Genomic DNA, 19,713 nt, shown 5'->3' with positions numbered 1-19,713 from the left:
GTGGCGCCATCTTGCAGCGCACACAGCAATAATATACCCATCTCAGCCGTACCTTCTGGAACATCCGGCCTGCCCCGCGATATCTCATCGGGGCCTCCGGGTCCGGCCCGTTTCACCATACATCGGGGACCTCTGATGGACGCAAAACCAAGCAATAAGACCGCCACACTGACGGTCGGAAACAAGAATTTCGATCTTCCGATCCACAGCGGCAGCGTCGGGCCCGACGTCATCGATATCGGCAAGCTCTACGGCCAGTCCGGCCTGTTCACCTACGACCCGGGCTTCACCTCGACCGCGAGCTGCCAGTCCAAGATCACCTATATCGACGGTGACGCGGGCGTGCTGGAATACCGCGGCTATCCGATCGAACAGCTCGCCGAGAATGGCGACTTCCTCGAGACCTGCTATCTGCTGCTGTTCGGGGAGCTTCCGACCGCCGCGCAGAAGAAGGATTTCGACGACCGCGTGATCCATCACACGATGGTGCACGAGCAGATGGCCCGCTTCTTCCAGGGCTTCCGCCGCGACGCCCATCCGATGGCGATCATGGTAGCGGCTGTCGGCGCGCTCGCCGCGTTCTATCACGACTCAACCGACATCAACGATCCGAAGCAGCGCATGATCGCCTCCATGCGCATGATCGCCAAGATCCCGACGTTGGCTGCGATGGCCTACAAATACACGGTCGGCCAGCCCTTCGTGTATCCGAAAAACTCGCTGAAGTTCGCCGAGAACTTCCTGCACATGTGCTTTGCCGTGCCGTGCGAGGACTACAAGATCAACCCGGTGCTGGCTGACGCGCTGGACAAGATCTTCATCCTGCACGCCGACCACGAGCAGAACGCCTCGACCTCGACCGTGCGTATCGCCGGCTCCTCCGGCGCCAACCCGTTCGCCTGCATCGCGGCCGGCATCGCCTGCCTGTGGGGCCCGGCCCATGGCGGCGCCAACGAAGCAGCGCTCGCGATGCTCGCCGAGATCGGCTCGGTCGACAAGATCCCCGAGTTCATCGCCAAGGTGAAGGACAAGAACTCTGAAGTCCGCCTGATGGGCTTCGGTCACCGCGTCTACAAGAACTACGATCCGCGCGCCAAGATCATGCAGAAGATGTGTCACGCCGTGCTCAAGGAGACCGGCCATGGCGACGATCCGATGCTGAAGGTGGCGCTCGAGCTCGAGAAGATCGCGCTCAGCGACCAGTACTTCATCGACCGCAAGCTCTACCCGAACGTCGACTTCTATTCAGGCATCACGCTGAAGGCGATGGGCTTCCCGGTCTCGATGTTCACCGTGCTGTTCGCGGTCGCCCGCACCGTCGGCTGGATCAGCCAGTGGAGCGAAATGATCGAGGATCCGCAGCAGAAGATCGGCCGTCCGCGCCAGCTCTACACCGGCGTCACCCGCCGCGACTACGTCGCGATCAACAACCGGAAGTAAGCTCGAGCCCATCACGGCTTTCGAAGCGGCGCCATCACAAGATGGCGCCGCTTTTGTTTGCGCTGAGACAATCTTGCTGCCGCGCACAACAACAAGTCAGCGCAATGCCTCGGCCGACGCTTGACGTTGAGACGCTTCGCGCGCAAATTCTTACTCTAAGTAAGAATGACGACAGGGATGGAAATGCCGGAGCAGCCGAGAAGTCGGCGGCAGACGCGTGCTGCCATTTTGATTCATCTGCTTCAGTCAGGCGCGTCGTTTCGCCCGCCGCTGGCCAAGGCCGTGCGCCTGTCGGAAGCGAGCCTGTCGCGCATCCTGTTCGATCTGAAGGCCGAAGGCCTGATCGAGGAAGTGCGGCGCCCTGCCCCTTATGTCGGCGGCCCGACGGGCCTCGTGTCACTCGATAAAGCGGTGGCGCTCGCGGCGTTCGAGCTGACCACTCAGCGGCTCAGCGTCGGGGTCGGGGGCCTGTCGGGCGAACTGCACTACACCGGGCATGTGCCGCTGCCGAAGACGCCGACCGTCGCGACGGTCGGCCGGGCGTTTCGCGAAGCGATGACATTGCTGCGCGAGTGGACGCGGCGTCGACGTATCCCCCTCGCACAGATCGGCGTCTCGATCCCGGGTCTCGGCCGGCTGGGCGCGTCAGGCAATCCGATCATTCCCTGCGATGTCGGGCGGATCAGCGAGATGTTCGGCGAGACGCTTCCCGGCGTGCGGGTCGAGTTCACCAATTCGGTCGTCGCGCACGCCATCTTTCACCGTTGCCGCACGGAGCATTATCCATTCAGCGGCGCGCATCTCTTCGTCTTCGTCGGTCAGGGCGTCGCGGGCACCTGGATGGATGACGCGGTCGAGGACGATGTCCTCCAGCCGGTCGAGCTCGGCCACATGGTGTTCGGAGCCGACGGACCAATTTGCCGCTGCGGTCATCATGGCTGCGTCGAGGCTTATACGTCGCTTCCCGCTTTGGCCGAGCTTCTTGGCGTCGCGGAAGCCGAGTTGCTTGAGCTCGGCAGCGAGTGGGTGACCGCGATGCCGCTCTCGTCGCGCGTGCGGCAGGAATTGCGCCGGCGGCTGTTCCGGCTTGGCCTTGCGATCGGCAATACGCTGAACGTGAAGCCATGCAAGGGCGTCGCGATCAGCGGCTGGCCGTCGCTCCTCACCGAGGACGATCGCAACGCGCTCGTCGAGGGGATCGACGCCAGCCTGTTGGGCGGCCGCAAACACGCGCAAGTGTCGCTCGCTTTCGTGCCGCCGTCGAACGGCAACGATCCGCGGGCGGCGCTGGCATTCGCGTCTTTCTGCCTCGCTTGCCGCGGCGGCATGCCGGCCGCATCGGCCGAGGCCGCCTGACGTACCTGATGCCGCGCGGCTCTCGCGCGAAAGAGTTCACACCGGGAGGAAATTGCCATGCCGATCACGACAACAAGGCGCCAACTGCTCGCCGGATCTGCGGCCGCGCTCGCGCTGCCGGCATTCGCCCGCGCGCAAGGCGCGACCAAGCCGCGTCTGACTGCGATCTCGCAATGGTCCGCAGGTAGCGATGGGGCGGCCATCACGGCACTCGGCAAGAAATTCGAGGAGAAAGGCGGGGTTTGGCAGCACTCGCCCGTCCCCGGCTTCACCACCGAGATGATGAACAAGCTGCGTGCCCAGATCATGGCCGGCGATCCGCCGGCCTGCTCGCAGCTCAAAGGTCCCGAGATCGCGGCCTGGTCCAAGATTGCCCCAACCGTCGATCTTGATGCCGTCGTCGCTGCCGCCGGCTACGAAAAGGTTGTCGCTCCGGATCTTGCAAAATTGCACAAGCCGGGGGGCAAGTGGATTGCACTGCCGTTGCAGATCTACAGCACCAACATGCTGTTTCTCTCCAAACGCGCGATGGACAAGGCCAAGGCCGACAAGGTCCCCGTCACATGGGCTGAGTTCAACGACCTCGCCGAGAAGATGAAAGCAGGCGGCGTCCCCTATCCCATCGCCAACGGTGGCACCCGCCCGGACGACGGCCAGAAATTCGAGGCCGCTTTGGCGGGCATCAGCCCCACCGCTTACCGCGCAGCCATCATGAATCTCGACAAGAAGGCCCTGGAGGGCCCCGAGATAAAGGCTGCCTTCGTACAGGTGCGCAAGATTGCCGACTGGATGGACCCCAACGTCGGCGCCCAGCACTTTTCGACCAACTTGAAGCGCTTTGTCGACGGCGACATGGGGATGATGATCATGGGCGGGTGGGCGCAGGGCGTCTTGCGCAACGCCGGCTTCAAGTTCGAGGACTTCATCATCGCCCCGGGCCCGAGCGACAATAGCAAGCCGGTCTTCCTGTTGAACGCCGATGCCTTCATATTCTGGCAGCGCAAGGAGCCCGACCTGCAGGCCGGCCAGACGCTGATGGCCCAGCTCGTCATGGATCCGGCGATCCAGACTATGTATTCGCAGATCACGGGATCGATCCCCGTACGCACCGATGTCGATCTCTCCGGCGAAGGCTGGTCGGACGGGCAACGGCGGACCGCAGCAGCCCTGAAAGACGCGATTGCCAGCAATCAGGCCGTCCTCAGCCTTGCGCACAACATGGCGCAGGAAAACGGCATGACCGCAGCGATGATCGACGTGATCACGGAGTACGTGAAGAACAAGACGATCAAGCCGGAGCAAGCGGCCATACGCCTCGCCGAAGCCGTCGAGAGCTCACGTTGACGATCGCCGTCTCGACAACACCGGGCCGGCCGGCGGCCTCTGGCTGGGTACGCCGGCTGCCTGAATATCTGACGATCTGGGTGCCGCTGCTGTTGTCCGCCGCGCATCTCATTGCGTTTACGCTGTGGACGATCTGGATATCGTTCACGCCGTCCACTTTGGTCCCGGTCTCGGGCTGGGTCGGCTTGCGCAACTATTCTGCGGTCGCCGCATCGCGGAACTGGCAGATTGCCTTGGACAATCTGCTGCTGTTTGGCAGCGCCTTCGTGTTGCTGAGCCTGGCGACCGGTCTCATCCTTGCGATCCTGCTCGATCAGCGCATTCGCGGCGAGAACCTGCTGCGGTCCATCTTCCTCTATCCTCTGGCGGTGTCATTCGTGGTCACCGGCACGGTCTGGAGTTGGCTGCTCAATCCCGGCCTCGGGATCCAGAAGCTGGTCCGCGACCTCGGCTGGACCTCCTTCCAGTTCGACTGGCTGATCGACCGCGACATGGCCATTTGGACCATTGTCATCGCTGCGATCTGGCAATCGTCCGGTTTCGCCATGGCGCTGTTCCTCGCCGGCCTTCGCTCCGTCGACGCCGACCTGATCAAGGCCGCGCAGATCGACGGCGCCGGACCGATCCGAATGTACCGGCGTGTCATCCTGCCGACCCTTTGGCCGATCACCATCACCGTCATCGTCATCCAGCTGCAGTTCGCGATTTCGACCTTCGACCTCGTCCGCGCGCTCACCAATGGCGGACCCGGGATCGCCACCCAGCTGCCGGCCCTCGTCGTCTATGACCTGATGTTCCAGCGCAGCCTGCTCGGACGCGGAGCGGCGGCGGCAGTGCTCATGTTGCTCATTCTTCTTGCGGTTTTGCTGCCCTATGCAGCGTGGCGTTATGTCCAGCGGCGGCGGGCGATCCATGCGTGAGCGAACCATCGCGCCAAGCCGGATTCTGATCTATCTCGTCGTCTCGCTGATCGCTGCAGCATGGCTCGCGCCATTGGTTGTTGTCGTGCTGAACTCGCTCCGCACCAACGAGGAGATCGCGCAAGCGTCGATGATCGGCTGGCCGAAGCAATGGGCGTGGAGCAACTACGCCGCGGCCTGGAGCGGTTTCTGCGTCGCCGAGACCTGCGCCGGCATCCGGCCGTACATGCTGAACTCCGCGCTCGTCACGATCCCCGCGACGATTTTCTCGACCCTGCTCGGTGCTGTCGCCGGTTACGCCGTGTCGCTCTGGCGTTTTCGCGGCGATAACTGGATCTACGGCATCGTGACCCTCGGCCTCTTCCTTCCCCAGCAGATGCGCTTGCTTCCCTGGACCATCGTGTTGCGCGATACGGGCCTGATGAACACGCTCACGGGCCTGGTCGTGATCCACACGATCCAGGGGCTCTCCTTTACGGTCTTGTTCTGCCGAAACTACTACACTGCCATCCCGCAGGATTTGATAAGAGCTGCGCGCATCGATGGCGCAGGGTTCTTTCGTATTTTCTGGCGCATCATCCTGCCGCTCTCGCCGCCTATTCTGGTCGTCACCGTGATCTGGCAGTTCACGCATATCTGGAACGAATTTCTCTACGGCGTGACATTCACGACTGGTCAGCAACAGCCCGTCACCGCCGCGCTGATCGCGCTATCCGCAGCAGTCGCGGACATCCCGCAGCATGGCGTGCAGAGCGCGGCGGTGATGATCGCCGCCCTGCCGACCCTGCTGATCTATCTGATCGGCGGCAAGTATTTCGTGCGCGGCCTCACCGCCGGGGCCGTGAAATGATCGGATTGTCATGGCAGCCCTAAGCATTCGCTCCTTGTCCAAGCGCTACGCCAATCTGGAGGTGCTGAAGGGCATCGATCTCGACATCGAGAGCGGTGAATTCACCGTGCTCGTTGGCCCATCCGGCTGCGGCAAGTCCACGCTGCTCAACATCATCGCTGGGCTCGACCTCCCGAGCGCAGGCACCGTGGAAATCGGCGGACGTATCGTCAACGACATTCCGCCGAAGGACCGCGACATCGCGATGGTGTTCCAGTCCTACGCGCTCTATCCGTCGATGACGGTGCGCCAGAACATCACCTTCGGCATGGAATGCCGTCACGTCCCGAAGGCCGAGCAGGAAAAGGCGCTGGCGAATGTGGCCAGGCTGCTCCAGATCGAGCCGCTGCTCGGCCGCAAGCCCTCGCAGCTCTCCGGCGGCCAGCGCCAGCGTGTGGCGATGGGCCGGGCGCTGGTGCGCGATCCCCTGCTCTTCCTGTTCGACGAGCCGCTCTCCAATCTCGACGCCAAGCTGCGCGTCGAGATGCGGATGGAGATCAAGCGGCTGCACCAGCGCATCGGCGCCACCATCGTCTATGTCACACACGATCAGATCGAGGCGATGACGATGGCGACGCGCATTGCCGTGATGCATCGCGGCGTGGTGCAGCAGTTTGCCGACCCGGATACCGTGTATCGCTATCCCGCCAATCTGTTCGTGGCCCGCTTCATGGGCTCGCCGCCGATGAACACGATGCCGGCACGGCTCGACGCTGATGCCAGCGGCCCGGTGGTCGTGATCGGCGCGGGACGGCCGGACGAGGTCCGCCTCCGCCTTGGCCAATACGACGCGGCGGCCCCCTTTGTCGGCCGTGACGTGGTGGTCGGGATCAGGCCGGAATGCATCGCCGAGGGCAGCCGCGTGTTCTCCGCCGATCCGCCCGTCGTCGTCAACGCGCCGGTGGAGATGGTCGAGCCGACGGGAGCCGAAACGATCGTGCTGCTGCGGCTTGGCGGCGAGCCTGCGCTGGCGCGCATCACGCCGGACATCCGCCCCACACCGGGCGCCGCCGCCCCGTTCGCGCTCGACACGCGTCGCATCTGCCTGTTCGACCCCGAGACGGAGCGACTGATCGCATGACAAGAACGAGCTATGCCGGCCTTAGGGACCGCGTGGTGTTGATCACCGGTGGCGCCAGCGGCATCGGTGCCGCCTTCGTGCGGGCGTTCGCGGCGCAAGGGGCGCGCGTCGCGTTCCTGGATCTCGATGAAGCAGCCGGCCGGACGCTGGTCGCGGAAGTGAAGGCCGCGGCCGGGACCGTACCCTTGTTCGTGCCGTGCGATCTCCTCGACATCGACGCCTTGCGCGGCGCCATGGCGCAGGTCCGGGGATCGCTTGGCGATGCCGCGGTCCTCGTCAACAACGCCGCCAATGATCAGCGTCAGGTGCTGGCCGAGGTGACGCCGGCCGAATTCGACTGGATGATCGGCGTCAACCTCAAGCACGTCTTCTTTGCCGCGCAAGCGGTGGTGCCGCAGATGCAGGCGCGCGGCAGCGGTTCGATCATCAACATGTCGTCGATTGCCTGGATGCGCGGCGCGCCGGGGCTGCCTGTCTACGCCGCGGCAAAGGCCGCGATCGTCGGCTTCACCAACTCCCTGGCCCGGTCGCTCGGGCCCGACCGCATCCGCGTCAACGCGATAGCGCCGGGGATGGTGATCACGGAGCGTCAGCGCCGGCTGTGGTACCCGGACGACCAGGTGATCGCCGAGCTGCGCACGCGTCAGGCCATTCCCGACGGGGTGACGCCCGACGACATCGCCAACATGGCGCTTTTCCTCGCCTCGGACGACAGCCAGCGCATCACGCGGCAGTGTTTTCAGGTCGACGCTGGTCTCGGCTAGAGCGTGTACTCACAAACCCGAGCTGCCTCGTAGAGGTCCGCTCCGTATCTGATAGCAGTCGCGTTGGCGTAACTCTCCCTGGGTCCGAGTTGGGCCACAAGCGGAAGTAATCGCTCATTCATTCGATCGGCGCGCCGCCACAATCGCGTACAGTAGTTTCGCGACGCTGTACCCGATATCTTCCCGCGTGAGACCCATACGCAGGATCACCAGTTTACGCGAGGGGATGATCGCAATCACCTGGCGCAGGTGCCCTTGCAACATGAACGTGTCGGTAGGGAGTCGGAATCCCTGGCCCGGCCCCAACCAAAGCTGTCCGCGACCGTAGACCGGGCCATGTCCCTCATCGGACGCTGGCACAGGCGAGCGCATGTAATCGACAAAGCCCGGCGGCAAAAGCTGAGCACCGTTCCACTCTCCGTTCATGCGCAGGAATTCGCCGAAGCGCGCCCAATCATGCGCATTGGCGAAGAGAAAGGCTTCGCCAAGGAATGTGCCTGAAGGGTCAGCCTCAAGAACAGCGCTGGTCATGCCCAAAGGCTTGAACAATCGCTCCTGCGGATACGCTCGCGCGTCCGCTCCAACCGCGTTCTGCCAGACCCGGGCCAACAGGACAGACGAACCCCCGGAATAGTTGAACTGCGTCCCAGGCGGGGCGACAAGCGGACGGTCCCGCGCGAAAGCCGCCGCATCATGTGCGAGATTTTCTAACCCGTCGGGGTCGGGAGAGTCACCGTCCTCGCTCCATTTCAATCCGCTTGTCATGGCCATCAAATCGGCCACCGAGATGTCCGCGCGCGCGTCGCCAGTCCACTGCGGAAACAGATTTTTTCGGTCCAGCGAAAGCTTTCCGTCCCTGATCGCCATGCCGGCCAAGGCGGCGTTCACGGTCTTCGTCATCGACCAGCCCTGGAGGGGCGTCGAAGCGTTGAAGCCTTCGCCGTAGGTTTCTCCGATGATGCGCCCGTCCTGGACCACGACGATCGCGCGCATGCCCGGCCCCTGGAGAGCCGGATCGTTCAGCGTCGCCAGTAAGTGTTTGTCGTCAGACAATTGAGCACTCTCGCCGACCGGCCAGAGCGCACTAGGCTTTCCGGGCAGTGAGGGCGGCTCGGCACGGTCGGGGACTTCGTCCTTAGACACCAGCGTACAACCACGTCCTTCCTCATATTGGGCGTAGCGTTTGGGGAACAGGCCTCGATATGCCGCCTCGACACGCTGGTTGGCGGTGTCGACGTTGATCTTCAGACGTTCGACAATGCGTGGATGTGTTAACGCGAGGTCGGTTTTGATCACCGCATCCGCATCACGTTCGGCAATGAACACATTCGAGCAAACCATTTTTGCCGCATAAGCCGAGGCGGACACTAGTCCATTGGGTGGGCTGAAGGTCAGCCAGCCAGCGAACCCTAAAATCCCAAGAAGCAAGATCGCGACAAGAAATCTGAACATTTTTAGAGCAAGACGCATGCGTCCCTTTAGGTAAATCCAATCAGGAGGCCGCACCTAGGCGAGCGCACAAGATATTGCGCGCAGATCCTGACATGCACCTGACATCCCGGTTTGCCGTGGTTGTTTGGTGGACCGAGGATGTTGGCAGTCTTACCGAGACGATGAGAGATGCAAATCGACGCGAGGTCTGCTCTGGGTCACAAACCGCCGATCACGCCCAAGGTTAGGAGGCTTCCGCTTTGCGCTGGCAAGCCAACGTTTATGAGTACACGTCCAAGCCTGCCCGCCTACCCTTGCGCATCGTCGCCAGCACGATGTCAGCTGCGAGCACGCTCGGCGATCTGTTGCCGGTCGACATGATCGCATCGAGCTGGGCGAATGCTTCCACCTGCTGCCGGCGCAGCGGTGAATCGGTCAGAAGCTCCGAGAGCGCGGCCGCCAGCTTCTCCGGCGTGCAGTCTTCCTGCAGGAACTCCGGGATGACATCCTTGCCGATCACGAGATTGGCGAGGATCACCGAGGAGACACGGATCGCGCGGCGCAGGATGAAGGCTTCGATCGCGCCGACGCGATAGGCCGTCACCATCGGAATGCCCGATAGCGCGAGCTCCAGCGTCACCGTGCCGGATTTTGCCAGTGCCGCGCGCGCGATGCGGAAGGCAGCGCGCTTCTCGTTCTCGCCGACCACGATTTGAGGCTTGACCGGCCAGTTCGCGATGCCTTCGCGGATGGTGGTTTCGAGATGCGGCATGGTCGGCAGCATCAGCTCGAACGCGCGGCCTTCGGTCTGCAATCGGCCGAGCGTCGCGCCGAACACGTCGAGATGGTGCCTGATCTCGCTGCGGCGGCTGCCGGGCAACACCAGCAAGACCGGCGGCTCGCCGTCGCGGCGCGCCTGCTCCTCCGCGTTCGGCCGCAGCGAGGGCAATTGCTCGATCAGGGGATGGCCGACATAGCTGCATGGCGGCCCGCCGAGCTTGCGGTATTCCTCCGGCTCGAATGGCAACAGGCCGAGCACATGGTCGACATAGCCGAGCATGGTCCGCGCCCGTCCCGGCCGCCAGGCCCAGAGCTGTGGCGAGACGTAGTCGACGATCGGGATCGCCGGATTGCGCGTCCGCACGCGGCGGGCGACACGGTGGGTGAAATCGGGGCTGTCGATGATGACGAGCGCGTCCGGCGCGGCTTCGGTCACGGCCTCCGCGGTCTCGCGGATCAGCCGCAGGATCTTCGGCAATTGCTGCACGACCGCGGCGAAGCCGACGATCGAGAGCTGCTCGATCGGAAACAGCGTCTCGAGCCCCTGGCGCGCCATGGTGTGGCCGCCGACGCCCACGAACTGCACGCCGTCGCCGAGGCGCTGGCGCAGCACCTTCATCAAGGCGCTGCCGAGCCGGTCGCCGGATTCCTCCGTGGCGATCAGGAAGATCTTGCGCTTGGGATCGCGACCCTGCATCACGCCGGCAGGCCGATGACGAAGAGATATTTTGCGTCGGCGAGTGCGATCATTGCCTGCGGCTCGGCGGCGATGGTGTTGCCGGCAACGACGGCGATCCCGGCCAGCCCTGCGGCGGCGACGCCCTCGAGGGTGCGCGGGCCGATCGTCGGCAGGTCGAAGCGCAGATCCTGCCCGCTCTTTGGGACCTTCACCAGCACGCCCCGCCCGGTGGCGGCGCGGATGCGGCCCTCTTCGCGCAGCCGTGCCACGCGCGCGAGCAGTGCATCGGTGCCCTCGATATCCTCGACCGCCACCACATGGCCGTCGATCACGACCGCGGCCTGGCCGATGTCGAACGGACCGAGGGCGGTCAGCACCGCGCGTCCGCGCTCGATGTCGGTCTTGCCGGTGTCGCTCGGCCAGGCGCGGCTGATGCAGCCCTCGGGCATCAGCAGATCGGGCGCGACATCCTTGATGCCGACCATCCGAAAGCCGCCCTGCTCGAGAATGCGCCCGACGCCGGACAACAAATGATCGTCGCCGCCGCGGAAGGCGCGGATGACATTGCCGAGCAGCCGAAGCGTCGTGAAGTCGACCCGGACCTCCGAGAGCGAAGGTCGCACCAGCGTGCCGATGAAAATCAGGTCGCGGCAGCCCTCCTCGCGAAACAGCCGCATGGCGCGGCCGAGCTGGCCGACCGAGATCCAGCGATGACGGAATTTCTCTACCCGCGCGGGATCGCAGGCTCCCCGAAGGGGAAACAACACCGGCGTGATGCCGCGGGCGGCGAGCGAGTCGGCAACCGCGAACGGCATCGCGCCGCCGCCAGCGACGACGCCGACCGGCGATGAAATTTCCGAAGCCGCCGATGTCATGCCCGGGGCCATTCCATCATCACTTCGCGATGGCGGGAAGACAGAGCGGGCGCTTGCCCTTGCCGATGAAGTCGAGGATTTCGCCGATCGCCGGATCTCCACCGGCGAGCGGCCGCGCCGCCTCCAGGCGTTCGGCAAAGGTAGCGGGGCCATGGAAGAGTTTCTGGTAGAACGCGCGCACGGTCACAAGCCGCTGCTTGGTGAACTTGCGCCGCTTCATGCCGATCAGGTTGAGGCCTTCGAGCACCGCATATTGGCCGTTGACCAGCCCATACGGGATGACGTCGTCGCGCACGCCGCAGACACCGCCAACCATCACATAGGGGCCGATGCGGGTGAACTGATGCACTGCGGACAGGCCGCCGATATAGACGGCGTCACCGATCTCGCAATGGCCGCCGAGCGTCGCCGAGGTTGCGAAGATCACGTTGTTGCCGACCATGCAGTCATGCCCGACATGACTGTTGTTCATGAAATAGCCGTCGTTGCCGACGCGCGTCAGGCCACCGCCCTTGATGGTGCCGACATTCATGGTCGCACCTTCGCGGATGGTGCAGCCCGAGCCGATCTCAAGCTTCGTGGGCTCGCCCTTGTAGCTGAGATCCTGGGGCGCCCCGCCCAGCACCGCGAACGGCGAGATCACGCAGCCATCTCCGATCGAGGTGTGGCCGATGACGGTGACCTGTCCGATCAGCTTGCAGTTATTGCCGATCGCGACATGCGGGCCGATGATGCAGAAGGGGCCGATCTCGGTGCCCTCGCCGATCACGGCGCCGTCCGCGATCCGTGCGGTGGGGTCAATCTTACTCATCAAGCAATCTGACTCATCAAGAAGGTCTGATTAGGTGTTGAAGTCGCTCGGTTTTCCGCTGGTTAGCGCGACTATGCCCGATCTGTCCAGTGACGTATGATCTCTCCGTGTTTCAAGTGCCGGATGAGGCAGCCTTCCCGGGTCATCAACAAGTTCACGCGGAGCTTCAGGTATCGTGGTCAGGGCCCTGGCACTTCTCCTCGCACAGCTCGCCGCCGCGCCGATCGTCTCCGAGACGATCGAGACCGCCGAACACCGCCCCATCGACCTCGCGACGTTCGAATGCCGCGACATCAGCCGCAGCACGGTGCTTCAGCGGGTCTGTTACGACCGTGCGCAGCAGGCCCTCATCGTGGCTGTGGGCGGCGTGTATGACCGCTATTGCGGCGTGCCGGTCGATACGGTCCAGCGCCTGCTGGGCGCACCGTCCATGGGCCAGTTCTTCAACCAGAGCATTAAGCGCGAGGTCAGCGGCGGCCGGTACGCGTGTCCTGCGCGCGAGCGCATCCAGAGAAGTTGATCCCGCTCAGTCGGTCAGCATGGCGCCGACGTCGGCCTCCGCAACCACCTGGCCGTTGACCTTGGCGTCGCCGTGAAACCACCACATGGCCTTGCGGCGGCCGATCGAGCGCATGTGGTATTCGATGGTATCGCCGGGCAGCACAGGCTTGCGGAACTTGCACTTGTCGATGGTGAGGAAATAGACCGCGCGCGGCTTCTCGGTGCCTTCGACCGACTTGATGCCGATCACACCCGCGGTCTGCGCCATCGCTTCGATCATCATGACGCCGGGATAGACCGGGCGATCGGGAAAGTGGCCCTGGAACGGCGGTTCGTTGAAGGTGACATTCTTGATGCCGATGCCGCTGTAATCGGTGCGGATGTTGATCACGCGATCGATCAGCAGCATCGGAAAACGGTGCGGGAGGGTTTGCAGGATCATGTTGATGTCCACAAGCTCGAACCTGACCGGTGCTTCGTCCGTCACTCCCGTTCCTCCTGCTTCGGATCGGCCTTGCTGTCGCGCGCCAAGCGCTCGACAGCCAAAATTTCCTTGAACCACTGCCTGGTCGGCTTGGCGAAAAAACCACCCCAACGTCCGTTGGGAGGAACGTCGTCCTTGACGCCGCTCATGGCAGTCACCTGAGCTCCATCCCCGATCTTGACGTGATTGTTGATGCCCACCTTCGCTCCAAGCGCCACGTTGTCGCCGAGGGTGAGGCTACCGGCAAGACCGATCTGGGCTGCCAGCAGGCAGTGCCGGCCAATGGTCACATTGTGGCCGATCTGGACCTGATTGTCGATTTTGGTCCCCTCCCCAATTACCGTGTCGCGCAAGGACCCGCGATCAATCGTGGTGCCGGCGCCGACTTCCACATTGTTTTGGATCAGCACGCGCCCGGTCTGGGGCACCTTCAGATGGCCCTCGGGGCCGAAGAAGATGAAGCCGTAGCCGTCCTGGCCGATCGAGCAGCCGGGGTGGATCAGCACGTCGTTGCCGATCAGCGCGCACTGGATGGCGGTGCGTGCGCCGACATTGCAATCCCGGCCGATCTTGACGCCGGGGCCGATCACGGCCCCCACACCGATCACCGTGCCGCTGCCGATCTCCACGTCAGGGCCGATCACGGCTAAGGCATCGACGATCACGCCGTCCTCAAGCCTGGCCGTGGGGTCGATGATCGCCGACGGCGCGATGCCGTCGTTGCCGGTCCAGGATTGCGGCCGGAGCGCGTCGCCATGCCACTCCCGCGCGATCCTGACGAAGGCGCGAAACGGCTGTGGCGCCCGCAGCACGGCGACATGCGCGGGCACCCGCGCCTCGAAGCGTGGGCTCACCAGGCAAGCACCGGCCTTGGTCGCCTTGAGCTCATCGGCATATTTGAGATTGTCGAAGAACGTCAGGTGCATCGGGCCGGCTTCGTCGAGCGAAGCAAGACCCCTGATGATTTGGCCGCCCCTGGCGGGATCGACCAGCTCCGCCTTGGTCAGCGTGGCGATGTCAGCCAGCGCTGAGGCGGGCGGCTGTGTGAAGAAGGTCGGCTGCGCCATTCCACCCCGTCGCGGTCCGGCTTCGGCATGAAGCGGCCAAGCCGCATCATGCCTCATCTCCTGGATTGGCACGATCCCTTTCGGAAACCGGCTCCGGTGGTCCGGATCGTGCCGTGCTGTTCGAATTAGAACGAGGTGCCGCCGCCGAACCGGAACTCCTGCGTACGGTCGTTCTTGCCCTTGGTCAGCGGCACCGCGTAGTCGAAGCGCAGCGGACCGAACGGCGAGGCCCAGATCAAGCCGACGCCGACCGACGACCGGACCGCATTGCCATTGTCATACACCAGGCCGGTGCAGGTTCCAGCCGAAGCGGGATTGACGGTCGACGGCGTGCAGCTCGAATTCTTGGTCGTGGTCAGTTCGTTGGTCACCGACCACGTCGTCGGTCCCTGATAGTCGAACAGTCCGCCGGCGTCGGCGTAGACGGCGCCCTTCAGACCCACTTCCTTCGGCAGGAACCAGAACGGCATCTGCAATTCGAGCGAAGCACCCCAATACTTGGTGCCGCCAAGCGCGTCCTGCGTACCGAAGGGGTTCAAATCGCGCGGTCCGATGCCGTTCGGGGCAAAGCCGCGGACGAGGTTCGGGCCCATCTGGAAATGATCGAGCATGCGCAGATCGCTGCCCATCTTGTTCAGCATGCCGCCCTGGAGGCGAACGAGACCGACGATATCGGAGACCAGCGGAGTGTAGTACTTCGCGTCAACCACAGTCTTCAGATAGGAGACGTCGCCGCCGACGCCGGCGAAGTCCTGCCGGAAATCGACCAGCAGACCGTCGGTGGGGTTCTTGTTGTTGTCGAGCGTGTTGTAGGTCAGCGTGTAGCCGAGCGCCGAGGTCAGGGTCTTGCCGTTGGCAAGCTCCTTGCGGACCGGCAGCGAGGCCTCGCCGTCGCTGTAGCAGCCGAGGCCGTTGGTCGAGGGAGCCAGAGGAATACCACTCGCCGCGGAGAAAGCCGGGCTTGGATTGAATGCCGGATTCGGAGTGACACCGTCGGCAAGGAACTGGTTGTTGTTACAGTTCGCGAGGTACGACGGCAGCGTGATTTCCTGCCGGTAGATCGAGTAGCGCACCTGCAGCGACAGATCTTCACGCAGGGAGAAACCGAGGCGCGGCGAGAAGCCGAGCGTCTTGGTGCCGTAGGAGATGTAGCTGTTGGACCTCTGCTCACGCTGATAGAGGTCGAGACCCAGCGCGACCCGGTAGTCGAGCAGATAGGGTTCGACGAACGACAGCGAGTAGCCGCGGGCATACTGGCCGTAGGTCACCGCCGCCTTGGCGAACAGGCCGCGGCCGAGCAAATTGCGTTCGGAAACCGAGACTTCGGCCAGCGCGCCGTCGGTGGTGGAATAACCACCCGAGACCGAGAAGTCGCCGGTCGATTTCTCTTCCATGTCCACGAGCAGGATCACGCGGTCGCTCGACGAGCCGGGCTCCGTCGTGATCTTCACGCTCTTGAAATAGTCGAGGTTCTTCAAGCGGCGCTCGGCACGGTCGACCAGCGCGCGGTTGTAGGCATCGCCCTCGGAGACGTCGAACTCGCGACGGATCACGTAGTCGCGCGTACGGGTGTTGCCGCGAAGATTGATGCGCTCGATATAGGTGCGCGGACCCTCGTCGATGTTGAACACGACCGACACGGTGTGCGCCTCGAAATTGCGGTCGCCGCCGGGACGGACCACGGCGAAGGCGTAACCGCGACGCGAGGCCTCGATCTGCATCTCCTCGACCGACTTCTCGACCGATTCGACGTTGTAGAGCGAGCCGACATTGACGCGCGAATAGTTGCGCATCGAGGTGGGATCGAAGTTGGGAATGCTGGAGCGGAAGTCGATCGAGCCGACCCGGTATTGCGAGCCCTCCTCGATCTTGAAGGTAACGTTGAAACCCTTCTTCTCCGGATCGTATTCGGTGAGCGCGGCGACGACCTGGACGTCGGCGAAACCGTTCTTGAGATAGAAGCGGCGGATCAGGTCGCGGTCGGCCTCGACCCGATCGGGATCGTAGATGTCGCTGCTGGCGAGGAAGCTCAGCAGGTTGGATTCGTGCGTCTTGATGACGTCGCGCAGGCGGTAGGACGAGTACGCGTTGTTGCCGACGAACTCGATCGACTTGACGCCGGTCTTGGCGCCCTCCTCGACCGTGAAGACGAGATCGACGCGGTTGTTCGGCTGCTCGATGATTTCAGGCGTGACGCGAACGTCGTAACGGCCGGAGCGGCGATAGATTTCTGCGATTCGCAGGGTGTCGGACTGCACCATGGCGCGGGAGAAGGTGCCGCGCGCCTTGGACTGGACTTCACCGGTGAGCTGCTCGTCCTTGATCTTCTTGTTGCCCTCGAAGGCAATGCGGCCGATCACCGGGTTTTCCACCACGGAGACGACGATCTGGCCACCGGCCCCGCGGTTGATCCTGACGTCCTGGAACAGGCCGGTCTCGATCAACGCCTTGAGGCCATCGTCGATGGCACCCTGATCCAGGCGACCGCCGGGACCCGGCTTGAAGTAGGAGCGGATCGTCTCCACCTCGACCCGGCGATTTCCTTCGACGGAAATCGACTGCACGGTCTGAGCAAGCGCAGACGAAGACACAAAGGCAGCCCCAACCGGGGCAAGCACCGGCGCGCCGAACATGATCAGGGTTGCGAGCAAGCCCCCCCGGAGTCGCAGTCCAAACTTCATTGCGCAACGCGCCCTTATCATTCCGTACCAGACCCAACCCCAACGCCGGTCTGGAGATTCCCCAAGTTCAAGCCGCTTGTAGACAATTTCACCGACGCCGCAAACGGTCGAGCGCGCCGTAATTTCATTTTCATTCCAAGACGTTGCCCAAGAGCAACGCCCGGGCAACGCCACAAAAAAGCCCCTATCAGGATGCGGCCATTCGCAGGATGTCGTTATAGGTCGCAAACACCATCAACATCAGCACCAAGCCAAGCCCGATTCGGAACCCCATCTCCTGGGTCCGCTCGGACAGGGGCCGACCACGGGCGACCTCCGCCGCATAGAACATAAGGTGACCGCCATCGAGCAGTGGGATCGGGAACAGATTCAGCAGGCCGATCGACACCGACAGCACCGCGCAGAGGTTGATCACGAACTGGAACCCGGCGCTGGCCGCCTGCCCTGACATCTTGGCAATGCCGAGCACGCCGCTGACCTCGTTCGGATTGCCGTTCCCGACGAACAACGAGCCCAGGAACTTGAAGGTGCTGGTGATGATGAACCAGACCTGCTCCACCCCGATCTTGAGCGCTTCGCCGACGCCGACCGGCGACGTCGAGGCCTCCCCGGCCTGAGACTTGTGTTCGACGCCGAGCACGCCGAGACGGTGGCTGTTGCCGAAGGGATCCTTGCGCTCGAGCAGCGCCGGCGTCGCGGTCAGCGACACGATGGAACCGTCGCGCTTGACCTGGAAGGCAAGCGGCGAACCAGCATTCATCGCAACCATGCGCTGCATGTCGGCAAAGCTTTCGATCGGCTTGCCGTCGATCTGGACGACGACGTCGCCGATCTTGAAGCCGGCTGCCGCCGCAGCGCCATCGGCGACGACACCGTCGACGCGCGCAATCGTGCTCGGCTTGCCGTAATACAGCGCCATGCCGGCGAAGATCAGCGCGCCCAGGATGAAATTGGCGATCGGTCCGGCGGCAACGATGGCGGCGCGCGGGCCGACCTTCTTGTGATGGAAGCTGCCGGCGCGCTCCTCGGCCGTCATGGCCGCGAGCTTCTCGGACGACGGCGTCGAAGCCTCGCTCTCGTCGCCGAAGAACTTGACGTAGCCGCCGAGCGGGATCGCCGAGATCTTCCACCGGGTGCCATGGCGGTCGTTGAAACCGACCAGCTCAGGTCCGAAACCGAGCGAAAAAGTTAACACGCGAACGCCTGCCCAGCGCGCGACCAGGAAATGGCCGAGCTCATGGAAGAACACGACGATGGTCAGGACGAACAGGAAGGGAACCGCGTACCCAAGGAGCCCATGGCTCAACGTATTGAAACTATGGACGAAAAAGTCGATCATCGAATTCCCTCATCCAGTGCCGCAAGGCGCTGGCCCCGAACCATCTAGGATGCCTTTAAGGCAATTTGAGGCAATAGGGCGGCAGCCCTATTTCGCGCAACATGGTCAACAGCGATTGCATCGTCCGCTGACGTCAGCGGCGCCTGGTTCCCGCTGCGGACCCAGTCATCCAGCGTCTCCTCCACCAGCCTGGCAATCGCCCCGAACCGGATCTTGCCGGCGATGAAGGCGGCGACCGCGACCTCGTTGGCGGCGTTGTAGACCGTGGTCGCCCCCTTCCCGGTCCGGAGAGAATCGAAGGCCAGGCGCAGCCCGGGGAAGCGCTCGAAATCTGGCGCCTCGAAGGTCAACTGGCCGATCTTGGCCAGATCGAGCTTGGCGGCCGGACCCTTGATACGGTCGGGCCAGCCGAGGCAATGCGCGATCGGCGTGCGCATGTCGGGTGAGCCGAGCTGGGCCACGACCGAGCAATCGGAGAACTCAACCATGCCGTGGATGATCGACTGCGGATGAACGAGGACGTCGATCTCGTCGGGCGAGAGCGCGAACAGATAGGAGGCCTCGATCACCTCGAGCCCCTTGTTCATCATCGAGGCGGAATCGATCGTGATCTTCTGGCCCATGCTCCAGTTCGGATGCTTCAGGGCTTGCGCGAGTGTCGCCTGCTCGATGTCGGCAGGCTTCCAGGTGCGGAAGGGGCCGCCGGAGGCCGTGATGATGACACGGACGAGCTCGTCGCGATTGCCCGAGGCGAGCGCCTGGAACAGCGCATTGTGCTCGGAATCCGCAGGCAGGATGCAGGCGCCCGCTTTCGCCGCGCGCTGCATGAAGAAATCACCAGCGCAGACGAGACATTCCTTGTTGGCGAGCGCGACATGCGCGCCGCGATCGACCGCCGCCAGTGCCGGCTTCAGCCCGGCCGCGCCACTCACGGCGGCCATCACCCAATCGGCCGGACGCGCGCCGGCCTCGATCACCGCGCTTTCACCGGCGCCGCATTCGGTGCCGGTGCCCGCGAGCGCAGCCCTGAGTTCGGCAAACTTGGAGGTGTCGGCGATCGCAACGAAGCGCGCGGAAAACTCCTTCGCGAGCTTTGCCAGCGCCTCGACATTGCTGTTCGCCGTTAGCGCCTCGACACGGTAGCGCTCGGGAGAGGCGCGCAGCAGATCCATCGTGCTGTCGCCGATCGAGCCGGTGGCGCCGAGAACCGTGACGCTGCGGACGCTCGATGCCGCAGCCTTGTTGTTACGCAATGGAACCGCGCTCATATC

General features: G+C 63.7%; 17 protein-coding genes. 8 read left to right on the top strand and 9 right to left on the bottom strand.

From position 1 onward, the window contains the following. Positions 1-135: 135 nt before the first annotated feature. The 7 genes from gltA to IVA93_RS17680 all read left to right on the top strand — a co-directional run bounded on the left by gltA (position 136) and on the right by IVA93_RS17680 (position 7,794). Complete coding sequence (gene gltA / locus IVA93_RS17710; protein WP_018458093.1) at positions 136-1,440, top strand: citrate synthase; 1,305 nt, start codon at positions 136-138, stop codon at positions 1,438-1,440. Between the two features lie 177 nt (positions 1,441-1,617). Next, positions 1,618-2,796 carry an ROK family transcriptional regulator gene (locus IVA93_RS17705; protein WP_018458094.1) on the top strand — a complete coding sequence of 393 codons (1,179 nt, stop codon included), beginning with the start codon at positions 1,618-1,620 and terminating at the stop codon, positions 2,794-2,796. A gap of 57 nt (positions 2,797-2,853) precedes the next feature. Then, entirely contained in the window at positions 2,854-4,140 is a 1,287-nt protein-coding gene (locus IVA93_RS17700; RefSeq protein WP_018458095.1) for an ABC transporter substrate-binding protein, read from the top strand. Then, positions 4,137-5,060 (top strand): carbohydrate ABC transporter permease, encoded by a 924-nt coding sequence (locus tag IVA93_RS17695; protein WP_018458096.1) that lies wholly within the window; start codon positions 4,137-4,139, stop codon positions 5,058-5,060. Before IVA93_RS17700 ends, IVA93_RS17695 begins: the two co-directional genes overlap by 4 nt. Further along, complete coding sequence (locus tag IVA93_RS17690; protein WP_018458097.1) at positions 5,053-5,910, top strand: carbohydrate ABC transporter permease; 858 nt, start codon at positions 5,053-5,055, stop codon at positions 5,908-5,910. The genes IVA93_RS17695 and IVA93_RS17690 overlap by 8 nt, the downstream gene beginning before the upstream one ends. Positions 5,911-5,920: 10 nt before the next feature. Beyond that, positions 5,921-7,030, top strand: a complete 1,110-nt coding sequence (locus tag IVA93_RS17685; protein WP_247296567.1) for an ABC transporter ATP-binding protein — start codon at positions 5,921-5,923, stop codon at positions 7,028-7,030. Next, positions 7,027-7,794 (top strand): SDR family NAD(P)-dependent oxidoreductase, encoded by a 768-nt coding sequence (locus IVA93_RS17680; RefSeq protein ID WP_026233501.1) that lies wholly within the window; start codon positions 7,027-7,029, stop codon positions 7,792-7,794. The genes IVA93_RS17685 and IVA93_RS17680 overlap by 4 nt, the downstream gene beginning before the upstream one ends. A gap of 114 nt (positions 7,795-7,908) precedes the next feature. Here IVA93_RS17680 and IVA93_RS17675 read toward each other — a convergent pair whose 3' ends face one another. From IVA93_RS17675 to lpxA, 4 genes are all read right to left on the bottom strand, one after another. Then, positions 7,909-9,264 carry a serine hydrolase domain-containing protein gene (locus IVA93_RS17675; RefSeq protein WP_026233502.1) on the bottom strand — a complete coding sequence of 452 codons (1,356 nt, stop codon included), beginning with the start codon at positions 9,262-9,264 and terminating at the stop codon, positions 7,909-7,911. Positions 9,265-9,505: 241 nt separating this feature from the next. Continuing rightward, complete coding sequence (gene lpxB, locus IVA93_RS17670; protein ID WP_204511317.1) at positions 9,506-10,705, bottom strand: lipid-A-disaccharide synthase; 1,200 nt, start codon at positions 10,703-10,705, stop codon at positions 9,506-9,508. Beyond that, positions 10,702-11,559: an LpxI family protein gene (gene lpxI, locus IVA93_RS17665; RefSeq protein WP_085384805.1), complete on the bottom strand. Its 858-nt coding sequence runs from the start codon at positions 11,557-11,559 to the stop codon at positions 10,702-10,704. Before lpxI ends, lpxB begins: the two co-directional genes overlap by 4 nt. A 19-nt stretch (positions 11,560-11,578) precedes the next feature. After that, the gene (gene lpxA / locus IVA93_RS17660) at positions 11,579-12,370 is read right to left on the bottom strand and encodes an acyl-ACP--UDP-N-acetylglucosamine O-acyltransferase (RefSeq protein WP_018455033.1); all 792 of its coding nucleotides are present in this window, start codon (positions 12,368-12,370) and stop codon (positions 11,579-11,581) included. Between the two features lie 175 nt (positions 12,371-12,545). Between lpxA and IVA93_RS17655 the strand changes: the two genes are divergently transcribed. Further along, entirely contained in the window at positions 12,546-12,890 is a 345-nt protein-coding gene (locus IVA93_RS17655; protein WP_018455034.1) for a KTSC domain-containing protein, read from the top strand. 6 nt (positions 12,891-12,896) lie between these two features. Here the strand turns inward: IVA93_RS17655 and fabZ are convergent, their stop codons facing one another. The 5 genes from fabZ to dxr all read right to left on the bottom strand — a co-directional run bounded on the left by fabZ (position 12,897) and on the right by dxr (position 19,710). After that, a complete protein-coding gene (fabZ, locus tag IVA93_RS17650) occupies positions 12,897-13,313 on the bottom strand; it encodes a 3-hydroxyacyl-ACP dehydratase FabZ (RefSeq protein ID WP_050992707.1) in 417 nt (138 codons plus the stop codon). A gap of 41 nt (positions 13,314-13,354) precedes the next feature. Next, the gene (gene lpxD, locus IVA93_RS17645; protein ID WP_247370286.1) at positions 13,355-14,422 is read right to left on the bottom strand and encodes a UDP-3-O-(3-hydroxymyristoyl)glucosamine N-acyltransferase; all 1,068 of its coding nucleotides are present in this window, start codon (positions 14,420-14,422) and stop codon (positions 13,355-13,357) included. A gap of 125 nt (positions 14,423-14,547) precedes the next feature. Continuing rightward, positions 14,548-17,103: an outer membrane protein assembly factor BamA gene (gene bamA, locus IVA93_RS17640; RefSeq protein ID WP_026232862.1), complete on the bottom strand. Its 2,556-nt coding sequence runs from the start codon at positions 17,101-17,103 to the stop codon at positions 14,548-14,550. 187 nt (positions 17,104-17,290) lie between these two features. After that, entirely contained in the window at positions 17,291-18,442 is a 1,152-nt protein-coding gene (gene rseP, locus IVA93_RS17635) for an RIP metalloprotease RseP (RefSeq protein WP_085353280.1), read from the bottom strand. Between the two features lie 44 nt (positions 18,443-18,486). After that, the gene (gene dxr, locus IVA93_RS17630) at positions 18,487-19,710 is read right to left on the bottom strand and encodes a 1-deoxy-D-xylulose-5-phosphate reductoisomerase (RefSeq protein WP_247370284.1); all 1,224 of its coding nucleotides are present in this window, start codon (positions 19,708-19,710) and stop codon (positions 18,487-18,489) included. Positions 19,711-19,713: the final 3 nt, after the last annotated feature.

The sequence above is a fragment of the Bradyrhizobium sp. 155 genome (assembly GCF_023101105.1).
Lineage (GTDB): Bacteria > Pseudomonadota > Alphaproteobacteria > Rhizobiales > Xanthobacteraceae > Bradyrhizobium > Bradyrhizobium canariense_D.
This window is presented reverse-complemented; position numbering and strand designations above follow the sequence as displayed.

Excerpts from the sequence above, each read along its gene's own strand:
- gltA (WP_018458093.1), top strand. The coding sequence starts at position 136 with ATGGACGCAAAACCAAGCAATAAGACCGCCACACTGACGGTCGGAAAC.
- IVA93_RS17705 (WP_018458094.1), top strand. The coding sequence starts at position 1,618 with ATGGAAATGCCGGAGCAGCCGAGAAGTCGGCGGCAGACGCGTGCTGCC.
- IVA93_RS17700 (WP_018458095.1), top strand. The coding sequence starts at position 2,854 with ATGCCGATCACGACAACAAGGCGCCAACTGCTCGCCGGATCTGCGGCC.
- IVA93_RS17690 (WP_018458097.1), top strand. The coding sequence starts at position 5,053 with ATGCGTGAGCGAACCATCGCGCCAAGCCGGATTCTGATCTATCTCGTC.
- IVA93_RS17685 (WP_247296567.1), top strand. The coding sequence starts at position 5,921 with ATGGCAGCCCTAAGCATTCGCTCCTTGTCCAAGCGCTACGCCAATCTG.
- IVA93_RS17680 (WP_026233501.1), top strand. The coding sequence starts at position 7,027 with ATGACAAGAACGAGCTATGCCGGCCTTAGGGACCGCGTGGTGTTGATC.
- IVA93_RS17675 (WP_026233502.1), bottom strand. The coding sequence starts at position 9,264 with ATGCGTCTTGCTCTAAAAATGTTCAGATTTCTTGTCGCGATCTTGCTT.
- lpxI (WP_085384805.1), bottom strand. The coding sequence starts at position 11,559 with ATGACATCGGCGGCTTCGGAAATTTCATCGCCGGTCGGCGTCGTCGCT.
- lpxA (WP_018455033.1), bottom strand. The coding sequence starts at position 12,370 with ATGAGTAAGATTGACCCCACCGCACGGATCGCGGACGGCGCCGTGATC.
- fabZ (WP_050992707.1), bottom strand. The coding sequence starts at position 13,313 with ATGATCCTGCAAACCCTCCCGCACCGTTTTCCGATGCTGCTGATCGAT.
- lpxD (WP_247370286.1), bottom strand. The coding sequence starts at position 14,422 with ATGGCGCAGCCGACCTTCTTCACACAGCCGCCCGCCTCAGCGCTGGCT.
- bamA (WP_026232862.1), bottom strand. The coding sequence starts at position 17,103 with ATGAAGTTTGGACTGCGACTCCGGGGGGGCTTGCTCGCAACCCTGATC.
- rseP (WP_085353280.1), bottom strand. The coding sequence starts at position 18,442 with ATGATCGACTTTTTCGTCCATAGTTTCAATACGTTGAGCCATGGGCTC.
- dxr (WP_247370284.1), bottom strand. The coding sequence starts at position 19,710 with ATGAGCGCGGTTCCATTGCGTAACAACAAGGCTGCGGCATCGAGCGTC.